Source organism: Bradyrhizobium sp. 141 (assembly GCF_023074055.1).
GTDB lineage: Bacteria > Pseudomonadota > Alphaproteobacteria > Rhizobiales > Xanthobacteraceae > Bradyrhizobium.
In genome coordinates this window covers 1-15,077 of sequence record NZ_JADPKR010000039.1, presented here as the reverse complement: position 1 = coordinate 15,077, position 15,077 = coordinate 1, and the positions used below count along the sequence as shown (strand labels likewise).

Genomic DNA, 15,077 nt, shown 5'->3' with positions numbered 1-15,077 from the left:
TGGGCGGCCTTCCGAGGCATCGGCCGAATCTGCAGCCGGTTTGCAACCAACAGGTTCCCTCCCCGTTGTCCTCGCAAATCGGACATGCGGGCAAGGGCTATCATGGCAACAGACGAATTGGTGAAGACGACGGGCATCGCCCAGCACGGGGCGGGTCGCCTGCCCTCGGTCGACGTCGACAGTTTCAACATCGAGATCAAGGACGACGACGGCTTTCTCGGCGATCGCGCCAGCAAGGGGGCGTTTCGCGAGATCCTCGAGGAGTGGCGCAAGCCGCTGCGCAAGAGCGGCGAGGATCCCTTTGGCGACGAGCCGTCCGACAAGATCAGCAAGAAGGTCCTCGATGCCGTTCTGGTCGGCGACGATACCGAAGCCACGGCTGTGGTGCACAGCGCGATCGAGGATTTCGCGCAGGAGCTGGCTTACGTCACGCGGCGGTTTCTCAAGACCAAGGCCTGGGCCAAGACCGAGTGCATCGTGGTCGGCGGCGGCTTTCGGGCCTCCAGGCTCGGCGAGATTTCCATTGCCCGGGCCGAGATCATCCTGAAATCGGAAGGCTTCAAGGTCGATCTGGTGCCGATCCGCTTCGATCCCGACGATGCCGGGCTGATCGGGGCCCTGCACCTCGCACCGTCCTGGATTTTCGAGGCCTATGACAGCATCCTCGCGGTCGATATCGGCGGCACCAACATCCGCTGCGGCATCGTCGAGACCCGTTGGAAGAAGGCGCCTGATCTGTCCAAGGCGGTCGTCTTCAAATCCGACCTGTGGCGCCACGCCGATGACGAGCCGAGCCGCGAAGCCGCAGTCAAGCGGCTGGTCAAGATGCTCGCAGGCCTGATCGAGGACGCCGAGGCCGAAGGCTTCAAGCTCGCACCCTTCATCGGCATCGCCTGTCCCGGCGTGATCAACAAGGACGGCTCCATCGAGAAGGGCGCGCAGAATCTCCCGGGCAATTGGGAGAGCAGCAAGTTCAACCTGCCGGTGAGCCTCATCGAGGCCATCCCCGAGATCGGCGAGCACGACACCGCGGTCCTGATGCACAATGACGGCGTGGTTCAGGGTCTGTCGGAAGTGCCGTTCATGCAGGAGTTCGATCGCTGGGGCGTGCTCACCATCGGCACTGGCCTTGGCAATGCGCGCTTCACCAACCGCCGCAAGGAAAACGGCAACGGCAAGGACCGGGATTCCACGGAGAACGGGAAGAAAAAAGGCAAGGCGGACTAGTTAGCGTTTTCGAGCGAAGTGGATACCGGTTCGCGTCAAGAAAACGCGTCCAAATAAGGACCTGGAGCCCCGTTGGGCTCCAGAGTAACCTTGACTGGTTAGGTTAAGGACCGGATTGCGTTGCGAGCCGCCGCCCGCGCGCTAGGGTCGAATCGTCGCCTCGCCTGGCCTGCGAAGCCGCCCTTCCTGGCCAGAGTTTCAATGAGCGGCACGGGACCGCCAGTGTTTACCGCGTCTGGCGGTCCCACCCCTCGTTCCTCCACCAGACCCGTGATTCGCCGATCCCTGCGCGGCCTCAGCCCGCGCGCCGCGCCATGAGCGAATGGGCCCGGCCGAATTGGCTCAAAGTGCCGCCGAAATCTGCAATCGGCCCCACCACCCCCGCGACATCGTGGTGTCCGGGGCAGAAAACGGGTCTGATTTTCGTCTCCCGCGCCTTGTCTGGCCCGCCATCCTCGCCTATTAACGCCCCCAACCACAGGGGCCGCAGCTCCTAGCCTTGGCGCCTTCAGGAGAGGTGGCAGAGTGGTTGAATGCACCGCACTCGAAATGCGGCATAGGTGCAAGCCTATCGGGGGTTCGAATCCCTCCCTCTCCGCCAAAATGATGATGCTGGGACTGCTTGCGCGACCAGTCCTTTGATCAAACATCGCTGGCTTCCTCGCCGGATGAGAGACCTCTTCATCAGGCCCGAAGGGGCGTAGGGCGATCCAGCGTCGTGGCTAGCCTCTATTCGCTGAAAGCATTACCTGGTCTTGAATTCGTCCCAACAGATTCCGTTTGCGCTCAAGGGGGACTCCGCTGCTTATGGCATTGCGCCAAGCGCGACCGCCGGCGTGCGCAAGAGCTGTCTATCTTTCCCGCTTCAGTCGGCCTCATAGCCCAGGGGATGAGGTGCCAGCGCCCATCCGTTCGGCGCTCCTTCAAGCCCCGTGATCATTAGCCGAAGTATGAATCTACGAGAGCGGCCGAAGGCATCCTTGTAGTTTGCGCCACCCCAAATAAAGATGGCTCTCTTCCGATCCCGAACGTCCTCTAGTTCGCCCGGATTCCAAATAGCATAATGGTTTATCCAAGCGCTTGTGCTTGGCGCAATAATCGACTTGCCGGTGCGATCGGACTCGGGGCGCGGCGGACCGAACGGGATCTCGCTGACACCAAGTATCCGAGGCGGCATGATCCATGTCGTGAATTCATATCCCGGCGTTGTGCCTCCGTTCTTTAATTCGACTTGCACAAGGTATCCGGGCTGATTGTCCACGGTCGCGTGAACCATCCCTCCGCCGACCAAGGAGACATACGCTCGCAACTGTCGTTCGGCATTTTGATCGGCGCCCTTTACCAACCTCCATGTCGCGTACCAGAGGCCGAACGTGGCCAGGGAGAGGAGCCATTCTCCAGGCTTCATCCCAAGCGGCTCTTTCCAAAACTCACTGTGATCTGGCAGGTAGATGAACGGAAGTGCAACGAATATCCATGCCCCGATCACAATTAGAGCAATGATTCCAAACTTTTCCTCTCGCATTTCCATTTTCCTAATACTTGGGAAGCAATCGACCATAGCAATGCGCTCTATGATATCAATTTTGGGTGGCCTCTCTCTCCCGCTATTATCAAGAAGATCGTACCGCCCGTGTTACGGCGACAGTGCACTAAACTGGCACTGTCCGGCGGCGAACGTCGAGGTAGACAAAATTCCCAACCAGCCTCGACCGCGCAACTCGGTCGCCTTAGAGAGGCCCGGCCGGAACCCCGCCTATCGTCGAGCAGGATCACTTCGGGATCGAAGGCAAGCGTGCGCATGATGGCGACACGCTGGCGCATGTCGCCGGAGAGCGCCGCGGGCTTGGCGTGCTCGAAGCCGGAGAGGCCTTCAGTCCGGATCAGCCTCGATGCGATCTTGCATGCGCGGGGCTTCGGCGTTTTGCGGATCTCCAGCCCGAGCATGGCGTTGTCGAGCACGTTGCGCCACGGCAGCAGCAGATCCTTCGGCAGCATGTAGCCGACATGCGGGCGGCATCGTCGACGCGTCGACCGCGGTAGGGCCACCATCGTCCACCGCGACGTCGGCCCTTCCGCGACTTCGCGATCGGGTTGCCACGCCGACAGCCACTTCGTCGCGTGCGCGACGTATACGGCCGTCCCCCACTACTGCACCCCAATCCCCGCGCTCTCGATCACCCGCTTGTTGCGTGCGGTCTCATCGACGATGAACGGCACCAGCTCGGCCGGCCCCTTGTCGGCGATCGATACCTGGCCGTTGGCGGCGAGGTCTGCGGCGATGCCGGGGTCGGCGAGCACGGCGGCCAGCGCCTCGGAGAGCTTGGCCACGATTTTCGGATCGGTCCCGGCCGGGAGCGAGACCCAGGTCGAGCCGGCATTGACGGCGTCGGGGTAGCCGGCCTCGAGCACCGTCGGCGCATCGGGCAGCGCGGCCATCCGCGCCGCGCCGGTGGTGCCGAGCACCTTGACCTTGCCGGTGTCGATCAGCGGCCTCAGCACCGTGAGGTAGTCGAAGGAGACGTCCAGGATGCCCGACATCATGTCGGTCATCTGGCTCGAGCCCGACTTGTAGGGCACGTGGGTCAGCTTGATGCCCGCGGCCGCCTGGAACATCTCGCCGGCGAGGTGCTGGGCGGTGCCGGGGCCGGGGGAGCCGAAATTGACCTTGCCCGGGTTGGCCTTCGCGTAGGCGGCGAACTCTGCCAGCGTGCTGTAGGGCGCTGCTGCGGTCGCGACGAGGACCTGATTCGACGAGCTCACGCCGCGGACGTGGACGTAACTCCTAAGCGGGTCGTAGTTGAGCTTCGTCATCCCCAGGTTCGGCTGGATCGTCATCGGCCCGCCGGAGGCGTAGAGCACGGTGTAGCCGTCGCCCTGGGCCCGGGCCACGAACTCCGTCCCGATGGTCCCGCCGGCGCCGGGTCGGTTCTCCACCACCACGGGCTGCCCAAGCCGCGTCCGCAGCAGCTCCGCGATCTTGCGCGAGACGAGGTCGGTGACGCCGCCGGCCCCGAACGGCACCACCCCAGGTGATCGCACGGTTCGGCCAGGATTCCGCTGCCGTCTGGGCCCTCGCGGTACCCGCCTGGAGCGCCAGCGACGTCGCGGCAACGAGACACAGCAGCGCTCGCATCACCGTCGATCCGGGGCGACTGGTTTTCGCCAGCGATTCCATGGCTGCAGTCCCCCTCGCTGCAAAGTGGCCGTTTATGGCCGTGTTGAGCGAACGCTACAGCTTTGAGGGCCCTCCAACCATTCGCGCAATCTGAGCATCTCTTTTGCAGAATATGAAAAGATCGATGAATCGCCTTGCCGCGCTCGGCGATGACGCCGCGCGCATCGCTCTTGGAATTTGCCCGACGAGGCAGACAAATTCCGGCTCCCGTAAGTCATTGATCTCTCAGCCCCCGTCTACTGTGCATGGGGTTGTTTTCGCGTTTATGTTGTCCGGCGGCATAAGACCCCCTGCGCCGCGGCGCCCGCTTGAACCAACTCCCCGCCCGCGCCGACCCAGCAATGCCCCGCCATCAGGCGGGAACGAGGTAATCCACCACGATGTTCGAGAAGACCTACCGGGACCGCCTCGATGCTGATCTTGCGCGATGGGAAGCCGATGGCGTGATTGCGCCGGCGGCGGCCGCTTCGATCCGCAATGCGCTGCCGCCGCTGCCTGCGGGCATCAACATCGCCGTCGTCGTCGGCATCGTCGGCGGCTTGTTGATCGCGGCCGCGTTCCTCGCCTTCATCGCGGCACACTGGACCGAGATCGCGCGGCTGTTGCGGTTCGCGATCCTGCTCGCCGGCATGGTCGTCACCGGCAGCCTCGGCGCCTGGTTCGCTGCGAGGGGGCGCGACGTTCTCGCCGATCTCTGCGCGAGCATCGGTGCGATCATCTTCGGTGCGGGCATCGCGCTGGTCGGCCAGATGTATCATCTCGGCGAGGATTTTGCCGGCGGCATGCTGCTGTGGTCGATCGGCGCGTTCGCCGCGGCGCTTCTGACCGGCTCGCGCGGGGCGCTCGCAGTCGGCCTCGTCGCCGCCAGCATCTGGACCTGCATGCGGATCCACGACGCGCCCGACGTCCTGCATCTTCCGTTCGTGGCGGTCTGGCTGATCGCCGCAGGCCTCGCCTTCGCATGGAATTCCCGCGTCGCCGCTCATCTCGTCGCGCTCGCGGTGCTGCCGTGGTGGATCGCGACGTCGCTTCGCTTCGAGTTCGAGGGCGCCCAGCCGTCCTTCGTGCTCGCCAACGGCGCCGCCTTGCTGTTCGGCGCCGGGCTTGCGATCGCAGCTATGCCCTCGCCGAGGGCGCGCCAGCTTGGGACCGTCCTGTCGATCTACGGAGCGTTCTCGCTGGCCGGTGTCGCGTTCCTGGAGGTGACGACGGTCGACGACATCATTCGCTTCCGGACCAGCACGGTATCCGCCCAGCCGATTTGGGCGATCCTGTGCGGGGTTGCGGGGGTGATTCTCGCCCTCGTCTCCGCCATGCTCACGAAGCGCGCAGGTGAAATTCTCGCGGCCTGCGCGATCGGAATCGTGCTGGTCGCAGCGCCGATCTGGCCGGTCTCCACGGCCGGCGAGCCCTGGTTCGCTTACGCCGCGCTGCTCTGCGCCATGCTGTGCCTCGTCGTCTCCGGTGTGCTCGATGAGGTGCGTCCGCGGATCGTCGCCGGCTGGCTCGGCATCGCCGCTGTTATCGCCGGCATCACCTGGGCGGTGAAGGGCTCCCTGCTGCGTCGCTCTGCGTTCCTTGCAGGGGCCGGAATCATTGCCGTCGTCTTTGCAACCGCGCTCAATCGCATGCTGCCGAGGGCTGAGCGATGATCGGAACCATCACACAACTCTGGCAGCGCATCCCGAAAGCCGTGCTGTTCGGTGTCGCGGTGCTGCTGCAATGCGCGCTGCTGGTGCTGATGGTCGTCGACCGCATGCAGATCCTGCGCGAGGGGACCGAGGTGACCTTGCAGACCCAGCCGGTTGATCCCCGCGATCTCCTGCGCGGCGACTATGTCGTGCTGCGCTACGACATCTCGCAAGTGCCGGCCGGCCTACTTGCCGGCAAGCCGGCCGATGCGCGCCATCCGGAAGTGTTCGTCAAGCTCGCGCCCAATGCCAGCGGCCTTTACGCGGCCGTCTCGGTGCATGCCGAGCCTGTAACGGTCTCGGCTCCCGAAGTGCTGATCCGCGGCCGCGTCGCCAATTACGGTGGGTCCTGCGGCCCGGGCCGGCACACCTTCTGCGACAACCTGCTGATCAAATACGGTCTCGAAAGCTACTTCGTCCCCGAAGGCGAGGGCAAGAAGCTCGAGCAAGCCCGCAACCAGCAGAAGGTCCGGGTCGTTGCCGCCGTGCTGCCCTCGGGCCGCGCCGCCATCAAGCGGCTGCTGCTCGACGGCGAGCCGGTGTACGAGGAGCCGTTGTATTAACCGACGATCATGTCGGCGCCGCCGTACAGTTTCGCCGGATTGTGAAATTGTGACTGGTCTCGCGCGCGCGGAAGCCCCAATGTCGCGACTCAAAAAAATGGGACGGACATGCAATCTGCGGGCAGCGGCTGGGGCAATGGGCTTCTCGGCGTCATCATCTTCAGCGGCTCGTTGCCGGCGACGCGCGTGGCGGTCGGCGGCTTCTCGGCGCTGTTCCTGACGTCGGCGCGCGCGGTCATCGCCGCGCTGATTGGTCTGGCCGTACTCGGCCTGCTCCGTCAGGTGCGGCCGCAGCGAAAGGATCTCGCCTCGCTCGTCATCGTCGCCGTGGGCGTCGTGGTCGGCTTCCCCCTGTTGACGGCGCTCGCGCTCCAGCACATCACCTCGGCACATTCGATCGTCTTCATCGGCTTGCTGCCATTGTCGACGGCGATCTTCGCCGTGCTGCGCGGCGGCGAGCGGCCGCAGCCGCTGTTCTGGGTGTTCGCGGTCCTCGGCAGTGCCACGGTGGCCGGCTTTGCCTTGTCCGGCGACGGATCGGCCTCGCTCACCGGCGATCTCCTGATGGTCGCCGCCATCGTGCTGTGCGGCCTCGGCTATGCCGAAGGCGCCGCGCTGTCGCGCCGGCTCGGCGGCTGGCAGGTGATCTCCTGGGCGCTGCTGCTTGCGCTGCCGCTGATGGTGCCGGTCGCGCTATGGACCTGGCCGCCGAGCTGGAGCGGCGTCGGCGTGCCCGCCTGGATCGGGCTCGCTTACGTCTCGATCTTCAGCATGTTCGTCGGCTTCATCTTCTGGTACCGCGGCCTCGCGATCGGCGGCATCGCGCGCGTTGGCCAGCTGCAACAGCTCCAACCGTTCTTTGGACTTGCGCTCGCGGGCCTGTTGCTGCACGAGCCCGTCGCCTGGAGCACGATCGTCGCAACTGCACTCGTGGTTGCCTGCGTCTTCTTCGCGCGCCGGTTTGCGTGAGGCTCCTGCCTCACGCCTGCCCCATCACCGTTCGCGTCAGCGTGCTCCGTGCAAATTTCTTCAGCGGCATCGGCTTGCCGAACAGAAAGCCCTGCACGAGGTCGAAGCCGAGCTCGTTGGCCGCAACGAGGTCGGAGCGGCTCTCGACCCCCTGGGCCACACTGCGCGCGCCATAGCCCTGCGCGAGCTCGACGATGTGACGGCACACCGTGCGCTTGAGCCGATCGTTGCCGCTGCCGGTGACGAACTGCCGGTCGGCCTTCAGCTTGACGAAGGGAATCTTGTCCAGGCCCATCAGCGCCGGCCAGTTGGCGCCGAGATTGTCGATCGACAAGCCGATATTGTGCAGGCCGACCTCGCGCGCGACCTCGGCGAGGTGATCGAGGTCGCCGATCGCCTCTTCGCTGTCGATCTCGACCGTCAGCCCACCGAAGGCCGGATGCGTCGGCATGCTGCGGCAGAGATCGCGCACCGCCTGCGGCTCCCTGAGATAGGACGCCGGAAGATTGATCGACAGATCGACCGGGCTTTGTTGTTCCAGAAGATAGTGCCAGTCCTGCATGGCGCGCGCGATCACGAACTCCGACAGGTCGCGTAAATGCGGATCGTGCGGCTCCGGAATGAAATAGGCCGGCGGCACCACGCCCCAGGTCGGATGCCGCATCCGCACCAGCGCCTCGGCGCCGCTGCGGACCAGCGTGCGCGCGTCGATCTTGGGCTGGTACCAGAGCTCGAGCCAGCCGGCATGCAGGGCCTCGCCGACATGCACCGCCGGGCTCGGCGCCGGCTCCTCCGGCAGCAGCATGGCGACGCGCTCGCGCAGCGTTTCCGCGGCAAAGGGCGTCGTGAGCGGCGGCAGCATGGTAAGACCATATTCCTCGCCGACCTGCTGCACGGCCCTGACGATGATCGACTCGCGGGCGCCGACGGCCAGAACCTTGCCGGCAAAAGCCTCCCGCACCAATATTTCAAGGAATCTTCCCGGCTCGATGCCGTCAGTGGCGACGCCGAGCAGGATCAGGTCCGGCAGATCTGTGGCGAGCACGGTCTGCAGTTCGTCCGCGCTGGCGCATTCGCTGGTGACGAAGCCGAGATCCTCCAGCACCTCGCTGAGAAAGGCGCGCAGATGCCGCTTGCTATCGGCCACGCAGGCGCGCGGCGTTACCTTTCGTCGTCCGAAGGTCACAGGCCTTCGTCCGACGAGCTCAACCATCCCATCGTTCATCAACACCACTCCCGTTCCGTGACGGTTTCTTAAACGCGGAGCGTGGGTTCAAATAAGGAGAGCTTCACATCGTTCTTGAATTATTTGAGTAACGTTAAACCCTGCAATTCGAGCTAATTTTTCGACAGTCTGTTCGAAAAGAATTTGCATACTCGAGCACCGCACGCGCAACGACTGCCAGCGCACGCGAATTTTCTCTCGCGCGATGTAATTAGCGTCGTGCTCGCCGATGGACGGAGGCGGGCAATGCGATTGTGTGCCCTTTCGAAGCAAGGGCAGATGATCGGAGGATTATTGCCGGTGGCTTTTTCGAGATGCGGCCAGTGTTGCTCGACGACGGTGAACAGGGCCGCGTCGCTTCTTTCCCGCGATGCGCGCATGTTCCGCTTTCGCTCGCGACGGTTCTGCGACAACGCGGCCAGGCCCGCGGCCGCAAATGTGAAGCGCATCACACGCGGGTTGCTGCACTTGCGCTATTGCTCGGCGCAGCCGGTGGTGGGCTGTCGAGGATTACGACAATGACGACGCGGCGAATGATGTATTGGTGGTTCAGAACCGTGATGTCAGGGCGATTTCTCGATCGGTTCCTGTACCTGCCGCGCGCGCATTAAAGCGCGCCGCGCGATATCAGGTCTGCCCGATCAATTTGCGAAACGCCGCCGCGCCGTCCTGCATCGCGTCGCGTCCCTTCCAGGCCAGGTAAGTCAGCTTGCCGCCGAGCGTGTCGTGGCTGCGCAGCCGGCGAGAGCCGAGGATGTGGCCGACATTGGAAGGGAAGCGGCTCACCTCGGCGGACACCAGCGCCGCGATCGCATCCATCAATTGCTGGAGCCGGATACCCCATTCGCAGTTTTCGATGCCGTCGATGCGCACCTTGAGGGCATATTCGGTGTCGTAGATCTCGGTGAGCAGGTCGCGGGCGACCAGCACCCGGTTGTGCCGGAGCGCGATGCGAAGCGCGAGGCGCTTGTCGTCGAGCCGGTCGAGCACCATGGGAACGACGCAGGCATAGGGCGCTGCGGCGACGTCGGCGGGGCTCTTGCTCGCGGCGGTCTTGGTGGCGAGGCGCACCAATTGCCAGGGTGTCGCAAGGCGCCTCGCCACCAGCGTCAGCGCGAAGGGCAGTGCGTCGGGATGAGCCTTCTTGAAGGCGTCGAGCTGCGCGGTGATCTGGGCAACCTGGCCGTCGTCGAATCTCGTAATTTTTGCAGGCAGTTTTTCATTGAATTTCGGCAGCGCATCGCCGGCGCGCAGCACATGCTGCATCTTCCTGACGTCGCCGAAGGCGCTGCGTGACGCCGTGTACTGGGCGAGCTTGGCGCGCGCAAATTCGGTGCTCTCCGCCGAAGCGAAGGTGCTCTCGAGCACCTTGACGACCTTGGTCTGGAAGGTCGATGCGATCTTCAGGACTTCCTTCGGATTGTTGGCGGCAACCTGGTCGCCGATCGCCTTGATGTAGTCGCGTGCCATGGTCGGCAGCAGGTCGCGGCAGATCCACTCCCAGATCGGGGTGAGGGTGTTGCGCGAGATCCGCCCCATATTGGCGTGCTCGGGCGCGCCGTCGATCAGGAGCAGCTCGAGCGGCGCGAAGAAATAGCGCGACGGGCTGGTGGCACGCGCCTGGGTCGATCCGTCCTTGCGAAACTCGGCGCGCAAGCGGGACTGGACGTCGGCCGAGCCCGGCATGTCGATGCCGCACAGATCGAGCCGCTCCAGCTCACTGAGCAGACAGCTGCGCGACAGCGGCGTCAGCCTCTGCAGGAATTCCGACAGCCGATCGATCTCGTCCATGGCACGCAATCTTTCGCAGCGTGTCCCGCGGGCGTGCGGGCCCAATGCGTGGAGGCATTTGCGCGCTCTCAACCTGCTAAGAGAAGCAAGTCGCCGTTAATTATTCCGTAAAAGCCGGGGGGCGGCCTCGGGCGGAAGCGGCGGTTAAGGAATTTTCGGCCCGTTTGCCCAAGATCTCGCAGGAAACTCAACCCCTGCGGGATCGGACGGCGCGCGACGCAAGCACAAATTGTGCCGGCGCCGCCATTTTAGCGCAAAACCGCCGAAATCACCGTAGTCTTACGGAGCAAAAAGTTAACCACCGATCGCCCCCGGTTCCGCTAAGTGAGTGACATGGGGTCACAGAATGATACGGCCACCGATTCGCGGCCGTCGGAATGGTACGAAAGCAGCGCTGCTCCAACTGAAGAGCTCGATTTCGTCCGCCTGAGCGCCGCCCGGGCCAAGGCGGCCGACGAAATGGCCGCTGCCATCGCCCGCGAGCTCAACGGCCCCCTGACTGCGCTGCTGCTCTACATGGGCGAGATCAAGCATCACAGCGATCAGCTCGCGCCTGTGACCGGCGATCGTGCCTATTTGCAGCGGGTGGTCGAAAACGCGCTGGCCCAGACCGAGCGGGTTTGCGGCCTGGTCAAGCAGCTTGCGGGTCCTCACAAGGGTGGCTTGTCGATCCCGTCCAGTGTCGAGGACGCAGAATCGAAGGCCGTCCGCGCACAGCAAGCCCAGCGCGTGCCGAGCGCCGAACTCCTCGGCCTGTCGGGCCAGAAGCGGCTGACCAAGCGCGAGCGCGAGGTGCTGAGGCTGATCAGCGAGGGTTACTCGAACAAGCAGGGCGCGCTTCGGATGCAGATCAGTCCGCGCACCTTCGAGAGCCATCGTGCCGAGGCGATGCGCAAGCTCGGTGCGCGCAACACCGCGGATCTCGTCCGTGCGGCGCTGCTGCATTCGATTGATTGAGGCTGGCGTGTTGCATCGCCGGCAGGCGGTGCGGACAAAGGCCGGAAGATATCTCTCGAGAACCCGATCGCGCTCAGAAATAGTCTTCGGCGAAGGGACGCGCGCGCGAGGCGGGACGCAGCGGCTTGATCTCTTCCTTCGGTCCGTTCGGGATGATGGTGATGGTCCAGCGGGGGGGCATGCTCGATTCCTGCTCCAGCACCGAACGCACGAAGCCGGTCACCGTCGACTCGCCAGCCCTCACCGTCGCCATCCGGCCGTTGAACTGTGCGATACGGAAGCGGCGAACCTCCTTCTGGTCCGCGGTCTCGTAGGTGAACATGGAAACCCTCCTGGTTTCCCGCGACTATCACCACCTATGATTAGCCATCTCTAAAAATCGCAAACCGTAGAAGTACGGCGGAATGCACGCGCGCGTGGTTAGCGCGGCTCCTGTGCGCGCGCGGCGGCATAGGCGGCATCCATCCGGTCCAGGAGGTCGCGGAATTCGACATCGCCGAGCCTCTCGGCCGACCTCTCCAGCGTCAATGCCAGCGTCGCGAGCCTGACATAGCCGAACGTCCCGGCCGCGCTCTTCAGCGAATGCGCTTCGCGCGCGATCCTGGCGTGGTGCTGCGCGAGCGAGAGCGTGCGGAACAGTTGCAGGCGCCCGCAGGTCTCGCTCCAGAACACGTCGCGCACTTCACAGGCACCGTCTTCGCCGATCTCGCGCACCAGCGCTTCGTACGCGCGCGGCTCGCGCGCGGGTTCGGCATCGAGCGCCTTCTGCGCGGGCGCGACGGTGACTTCAAACATGGCCTAGCCTTGATCATGGTCATTGTCGCGCGGCACGTCCCGGCGCGAGGGCACCCCCAGTGTCTACGGCATTCGAATTTCAGTTCCGGTAGCAGGACATGAGGTGTTTGCGGGCCGGCATTAGCCGGCAGTTTACCATGCGAGCCGCGGTCAGCGCGGGCCGAGCAGCCGGTCGTACTGGGCCTTCACGGTGGCGTAGCATTCGCACGCCGTCTGGCGCAGGCCGTCGAGGTTGACGATCTGGATGTGCCCGCGGCTGTAATGGATGAAATTGGCCTGCTGCAATGTATTGGCGACCAGCGACACGCTGTTGCGCCGCGCCCCGATCATCTGTGCCATGGCCTCCTGGGTCAGCAGCAGCCGGTAGTCGCCCGACAGATCATGAGTGTGCAACAGGCAGCGCGACAGCCGTGCCTCGACCGGATGGGCGGCGTTGCAGCCCGCGGTCTGCTGGACCTGGGCGTAAACCGCCAGCCCGTGGCGCGTCAGCAACGTGCGCAGGGTGCTACTCTGGTCGGCGGCGATGCGCAGCCGGTCGAGATCCATCACCGACGCAAGGCCCGGCACCAGCACGATGGCGGTGTTCAACGCGCACGCATCGCCCATGGTCGAGAGCGTCCCGAGCAGGCTGTCGCGGCCGATCATGGCGACCTGCACATGCTCACCCTTGGCGAGTTTCACCACCAGCGAGATGACACCGCGGTGAGGAAAATAAGCGCGCTTGAGCGTCTCGCCGGTCTCGACCAGCACCGCGTCATGGGGCAGATCAACTGTTCGCAGGTGCGGGCGGATCAGTTCATAATCGTCCGCCGGCAGTGCGGACAGGAAACCGTTGGATGGGCGCACCATCGTTTCCAAAGCTGCCTCCCCTCTCCTGCAACAGCGGGTCGCGGCAGGTGAAACCGCTCCCTGGGCGAGCAAGTTCCATCATCTTCCCGTCGGGATATATTGGCAATTGGGACAAGATGTCCGACCGTGGCACATCGGACGATCGTACTGGCGTGCAGTCGGGGCGCGTGGAGTCGCGAACGCAAGGTTCCCGCACAGTCGCATGTGGTAGCGCGGTGCCCGCCTCGCCCAAGACAGTTTCCCTGACCATTTCCACTGTTGCGAGATGAGGGCGCAGCAGATCGAACTCTGCCGCATCGAGCATTTGCAGCAACTGATTGGGCAGGTGGCGGCTCGCGGTCATGCAGGTCAATCTGGCGTGTTCGATATTCCGATCGGTGCCGCGCCTGTTCGTCATCCAGTTGCGCGGCAGGAAAACATATTGTAATGGTTGTGGAGATGTCCATATACCCTTTAGAGGGCAGACAGCCTGGGGCATTCGCGGCGGAAAATAAGTGTGACGCGCTGATTCGCTGCGGAGCCTGCGCGCCTGTCCTGCAAGGGGCGCGGGAAAAATCGGCAAGGGGCCTTCATGGGCCGGAAGCATTGCATCCGTGCTGCAATCGGACACCGGTCGACACGCGCATCCTCTTGCATCGGACGAGTGCTTACAATCATCCGCCATTGCTCCCGATCATGGCGCCGCCCGGTCGCAGATTTCGCGTCCATCGTCTTCGTTTTCCCGGCGCCTCCAACGACATTAGCAACCATCCATTTCTCGATCGAAACCAGAGGAGAAAGGCGTGCGCCACGGCTCCATGATTGAATTGCCGAAACGGGACGCTCAAATGGGACGAGACGGCCTGCGCCATATTCTCGTTGTCGACGACGATCCGATGGTCTGCATGGCCATCGAGATCTATCTCCAGCGCAACAATTTTCGGGTCACGATCGCCGAGGGAGGTGAAGCCGGACTGCGGGCACTCGAACACGAACAGTTCGATTTGATGATCGTCGACATCTTCATGCCACACATGCGCGGGTTCGAATCGATCCGGATTTTCCACGAGCGGGCGCCTGTCATTCCGCTGATCGCGATGTCGGGCTACGCCTTCGCCAATCTGAATTCGCCTGCACCCGATTTCCTCCGGATGGCGCTGGAGCTCGGGGCCGCACGCTGCCTGCGCAAGCCGTTCACGCCGCACGCGCTGCTCGCCGCCATCAACGATTGCCTGGCGGAGCACCGCGACATTGCGTCGGCCGCGCGACTGGGTTAGCGCCGCGCGCGCCGCAGCGGTCAGGGGTAACGGTTCGTTTACCGAAAGCGCGAACTTTGCCGATCTCGGCAAGCGCGAAACAACGGCCGCGAGGGCGCCCTCGATTGCGGACGGCTTCGTTCAATCCTGTGCAGGCCGTGCCTATCGTCCTTCACGAGCAGGACTTTCTCGTGCGTCCCGCCGCGCCGTCTCGGCGCGTTGACCTCACGCTTCTCGCCGCCGCGGCGCGATGACGGTTTTGTCGAAAAGCGCCCTTGCGTGCAGCCGAACGGCAAACTTCTCTTCAATATCCGTATTAGCACGGAGGATGAAATTAACGGGACCGTGAAAGGGGATGTCTAACGATCGAAAGAGGGCTTCCGTCGATTCCAAGCGCGGCCCAGGCGTCGAAGTCCAGCTCAGTAAGGCGTTTTCATGGATGATCTGTTGCGGGAGTTTTTGACGGAGACCAGCGAGAGCCTGGACACCGTGGACAACCAGCTGGTGAAGTTCGAGCAGGAGCCGAACAACGCCAAGATCCTGGATAACATCTTCCGCCTGGTCCACACCATCAAGGGCACCTGCGGCTTCCTCGGC

At 63.9% G+C, this 15,077-nt stretch carries 16 protein-coding genes and 1 tRNA gene; 9 read left to right on the top strand and 8 right to left on the bottom strand.

Translation table 11 applies throughout. The features are described 5' to 3' along the window. Nucleotides 1-102: 102 nt before the first annotated feature. Together IVA81_RS11535 and IVA81_RS11530 are read left to right on the top strand one after the other, a co-directional pair. Nucleotides 103-1,227, top strand: coding sequence for an ROK family protein (locus IVA81_RS11535; protein WP_247316478.1), 1,125 nt, complete (start codon nucleotides 103-105; stop codon nucleotides 1,225-1,227). A gap of 511 nt (nucleotides 1,228-1,738) precedes the next feature. Further along, a tRNA-Ser gene (locus IVA81_RS11530) sits at nucleotides 1,739-1,828 on the top strand. Between the two features lie 264 nt (nucleotides 1,829-2,092). Here IVA81_RS11530 and IVA81_RS11525 read toward each other — a convergent pair. The 3 genes from IVA81_RS11525 to IVA81_RS11515 form a co-directional block, all read right to left on the bottom strand. Further along, the gene (locus tag IVA81_RS11525) at nucleotides 2,093-2,752 is read right to left on the bottom strand and encodes a hypothetical protein (RefSeq protein WP_247316476.1); all 660 of its coding nucleotides are present in this window, start codon (nucleotides 2,750-2,752) and stop codon (nucleotides 2,093-2,095) included. Between the two features lie 47 nt (nucleotides 2,753-2,799). Then, entirely contained in the window at nucleotides 2,800-3,225 is a 426-nt protein-coding gene (locus IVA81_RS11520; RefSeq protein ID WP_247316474.1) for an ATP-binding cassette domain-containing protein, read from the bottom strand. A 150-nt stretch (nucleotides 3,226-3,375) separates the two neighbouring features. Further along, nucleotides 3,376-4,269: a tripartite tricarboxylate transporter substrate binding protein gene (locus IVA81_RS11515; protein WP_247316472.1), complete on the bottom strand. Its 894-nt coding sequence runs from the start codon at nucleotides 4,267-4,269 to the stop codon at nucleotides 3,376-3,378. 516 nt (nucleotides 4,270-4,785) lie between these two features. On the opposite strand from IVA81_RS11515, the gene IVA81_RS11510 reads away from it, so the two are divergent. The 3 genes from IVA81_RS11510 to IVA81_RS11500 all read left to right on the top strand — a co-directional run bounded on the left by IVA81_RS11510 (nucleotide 4,786) and on the right by IVA81_RS11500 (nucleotide 7,628). Continuing rightward, on the top strand, nucleotides 4,786-6,057 hold the full coding sequence (locus tag IVA81_RS11510; RefSeq protein ID WP_247316470.1) for a DUF2157 domain-containing protein: 1,272 nt from the start codon (nucleotides 4,786-4,788) through the stop codon (nucleotides 6,055-6,057). Then, nucleotides 6,054-6,659: a GDYXXLXY domain-containing protein gene (locus IVA81_RS11505; protein ID WP_247316468.1), complete on the top strand. Its 606-nt coding sequence runs from the start codon at nucleotides 6,054-6,056 to the stop codon at nucleotides 6,657-6,659. The genes IVA81_RS11510 and IVA81_RS11505 overlap by 4 nt, the downstream gene beginning before the upstream one ends. A 108-nt stretch (nucleotides 6,660-6,767) precedes the next feature. Then, nucleotides 6,768-7,628: a DMT family transporter gene (locus IVA81_RS11500; protein ID WP_247316466.1), complete on the top strand. Its 861-nt coding sequence runs from the start codon at nucleotides 6,768-6,770 to the stop codon at nucleotides 7,626-7,628. 10 nt (nucleotides 7,629-7,638) lie between these two features. Here IVA81_RS11500 and IVA81_RS11495 read toward each other — a convergent pair whose 3' ends face one another. After that, nucleotides 7,639-8,853: an EAL domain-containing response regulator gene (locus tag IVA81_RS11495; RefSeq protein WP_247316464.1), complete on the bottom strand. Its 1,215-nt coding sequence runs from the start codon at nucleotides 8,851-8,853 to the stop codon at nucleotides 7,639-7,641. 323 nt (nucleotides 8,854-9,176) lie between these two features. Here IVA81_RS11495 and IVA81_RS11490 point away from each other — a divergent pair, with 323 nt between their 5' ends. Further along, the gene (locus tag IVA81_RS11490) at nucleotides 9,177-9,464 is read left to right on the top strand and encodes a hypothetical protein (protein ID WP_247316461.1); all 288 of its coding nucleotides are present in this window, start codon (nucleotides 9,177-9,179) and stop codon (nucleotides 9,462-9,464) included. Between the two features lie 16 nt (nucleotides 9,465-9,480). On the opposite strand, the gene IVA81_RS11485 is transcribed toward IVA81_RS11490, so the two are convergent. Further along, nucleotides 9,481-10,644, bottom strand: coding sequence for a hypothetical protein (locus IVA81_RS11485; protein WP_247316459.1), 1,164 nt, complete (start codon nucleotides 10,642-10,644; stop codon nucleotides 9,481-9,483). 333 nt (nucleotides 10,645-10,977) lie between these two features. On the opposite strand from IVA81_RS11485, the gene IVA81_RS11480 reads away from it, so the two are divergent. Continuing rightward, nucleotides 10,978-11,601 carry a helix-turn-helix transcriptional regulator gene (locus IVA81_RS11480; RefSeq protein WP_247316456.1) on the top strand — a complete coding sequence of 208 codons (624 nt, stop codon included), beginning with the start codon at nucleotides 10,978-10,980 and terminating at the stop codon, nucleotides 11,599-11,601. 73 nt (nucleotides 11,602-11,674) lie between these two features. Here IVA81_RS11480 and IVA81_RS11475 read toward each other — a convergent pair whose 3' ends face one another. From IVA81_RS11475 to IVA81_RS11465, 3 genes are all read right to left on the bottom strand, one after another. Beyond that, the gene (locus IVA81_RS11475) at nucleotides 11,675-11,923 is read right to left on the bottom strand and encodes a hypothetical protein (protein ID WP_246928461.1); all 249 of its coding nucleotides are present in this window, start codon (nucleotides 11,921-11,923) and stop codon (nucleotides 11,675-11,677) included. 98 nt (nucleotides 11,924-12,021) lie between these two features. Then, a complete protein-coding gene (locus IVA81_RS11470; protein WP_247316454.1) occupies nucleotides 12,022-12,396 on the bottom strand; it encodes an Hpt domain-containing protein in 375 nt (124 codons plus the stop codon). Between the two features lie 150 nt (nucleotides 12,397-12,546). Continuing rightward, nucleotides 12,547-13,245 (bottom strand): Crp/Fnr family transcriptional regulator, encoded by a 699-nt coding sequence (locus tag IVA81_RS11465; RefSeq protein ID WP_247316617.1) that lies wholly within the window; start codon nucleotides 13,243-13,245, stop codon nucleotides 12,547-12,549. A gap of 827 nt (nucleotides 13,246-14,072) precedes the next feature. On the opposite strand from IVA81_RS11465, the gene IVA81_RS11460 reads away from it, so the two are divergent. Further along, nucleotides 14,073-14,501, top strand: coding sequence for a response regulator (locus tag IVA81_RS11460; protein ID WP_247316452.1), 429 nt, complete (start codon nucleotides 14,073-14,075; stop codon nucleotides 14,499-14,501). Between the two features lie 414 nt (nucleotides 14,502-14,915). After that, nucleotides 14,916-15,077 (top strand): Hpt domain-containing protein (locus tag IVA81_RS11455; protein ID WP_155256717.1); only part of this gene is annotated, 162 nt, incomplete at its 3' end.

What these genes read in the sequence shown, in the direction of transcription:
- IVA81_RS11535 (WP_247316478.1), top strand. Translation starts at nt 103, where the DNA reads ATGGCAACAGACGAATTGGTGAAGACGACGGGCATCGCCCAGCACGGG.
- IVA81_RS11525 (WP_247316476.1), bottom strand. Translation starts at nt 2,752, where the DNA reads ATGCGAGAGGAAAAGTTTGGAATCATTGCTCTAATTGTGATCGGGGCA.
- IVA81_RS11520 (WP_247316474.1), bottom strand. Translation starts at nt 3,225, where the DNA reads ATGCTGCCGAAGGATCTGCTGCTGCCGTGGCGCAACGTGCTCGACAAC.
- IVA81_RS11510 (WP_247316470.1), top strand. Translation starts at nt 4,786, where the DNA reads ATGTTCGAGAAGACCTACCGGGACCGCCTCGATGCTGATCTTGCGCGA.
- IVA81_RS11505 (WP_247316468.1), top strand. Translation starts at nt 6,054, where the DNA reads ATGATCGGAACCATCACACAACTCTGGCAGCGCATCCCGAAAGCCGTG.
- IVA81_RS11500 (WP_247316466.1), top strand. Translation starts at nt 6,768, where the DNA reads ATGCAATCTGCGGGCAGCGGCTGGGGCAATGGGCTTCTCGGCGTCATC.
- IVA81_RS11495 (WP_247316464.1), bottom strand. Translation starts at nt 8,853, where the DNA reads ATGAACGATGGGATGGTTGAGCTCGTCGGACGAAGGCCTGTGACCTTC.
- IVA81_RS11485 (WP_247316459.1), bottom strand. Translation starts at nt 10,644, where the DNA reads ATGGACGAGATCGATCGGCTGTCGGAATTCCTGCAGAGGCTGACGCCG.
- IVA81_RS11480 (WP_247316456.1), top strand. Translation starts at nt 10,978, where the DNA reads ATGGGGTCACAGAATGATACGGCCACCGATTCGCGGCCGTCGGAATGG.
- IVA81_RS11475 (WP_246928461.1), bottom strand. Translation starts at nt 11,923, where the DNA reads ATGTTCACCTACGAGACCGCGGACCAGAAGGAGGTTCGCCGCTTCCGT.
- IVA81_RS11470 (WP_247316454.1), bottom strand. Translation starts at nt 12,396, where the DNA reads ATGTTTGAAGTCACCGTCGCGCCCGCGCAGAAGGCGCTCGATGCCGAA.
- IVA81_RS11465 (WP_247316617.1), bottom strand. Translation starts at nt 13,245, where the DNA reads ATGGTGCGCCCATCCAACGGTTTCCTGTCCGCACTGCCGGCGGACGAT.
- IVA81_RS11460 (WP_247316452.1), top strand. Translation starts at nt 14,073, where the DNA reads ATGGGACGAGACGGCCTGCGCCATATTCTCGTTGTCGACGACGATCCG.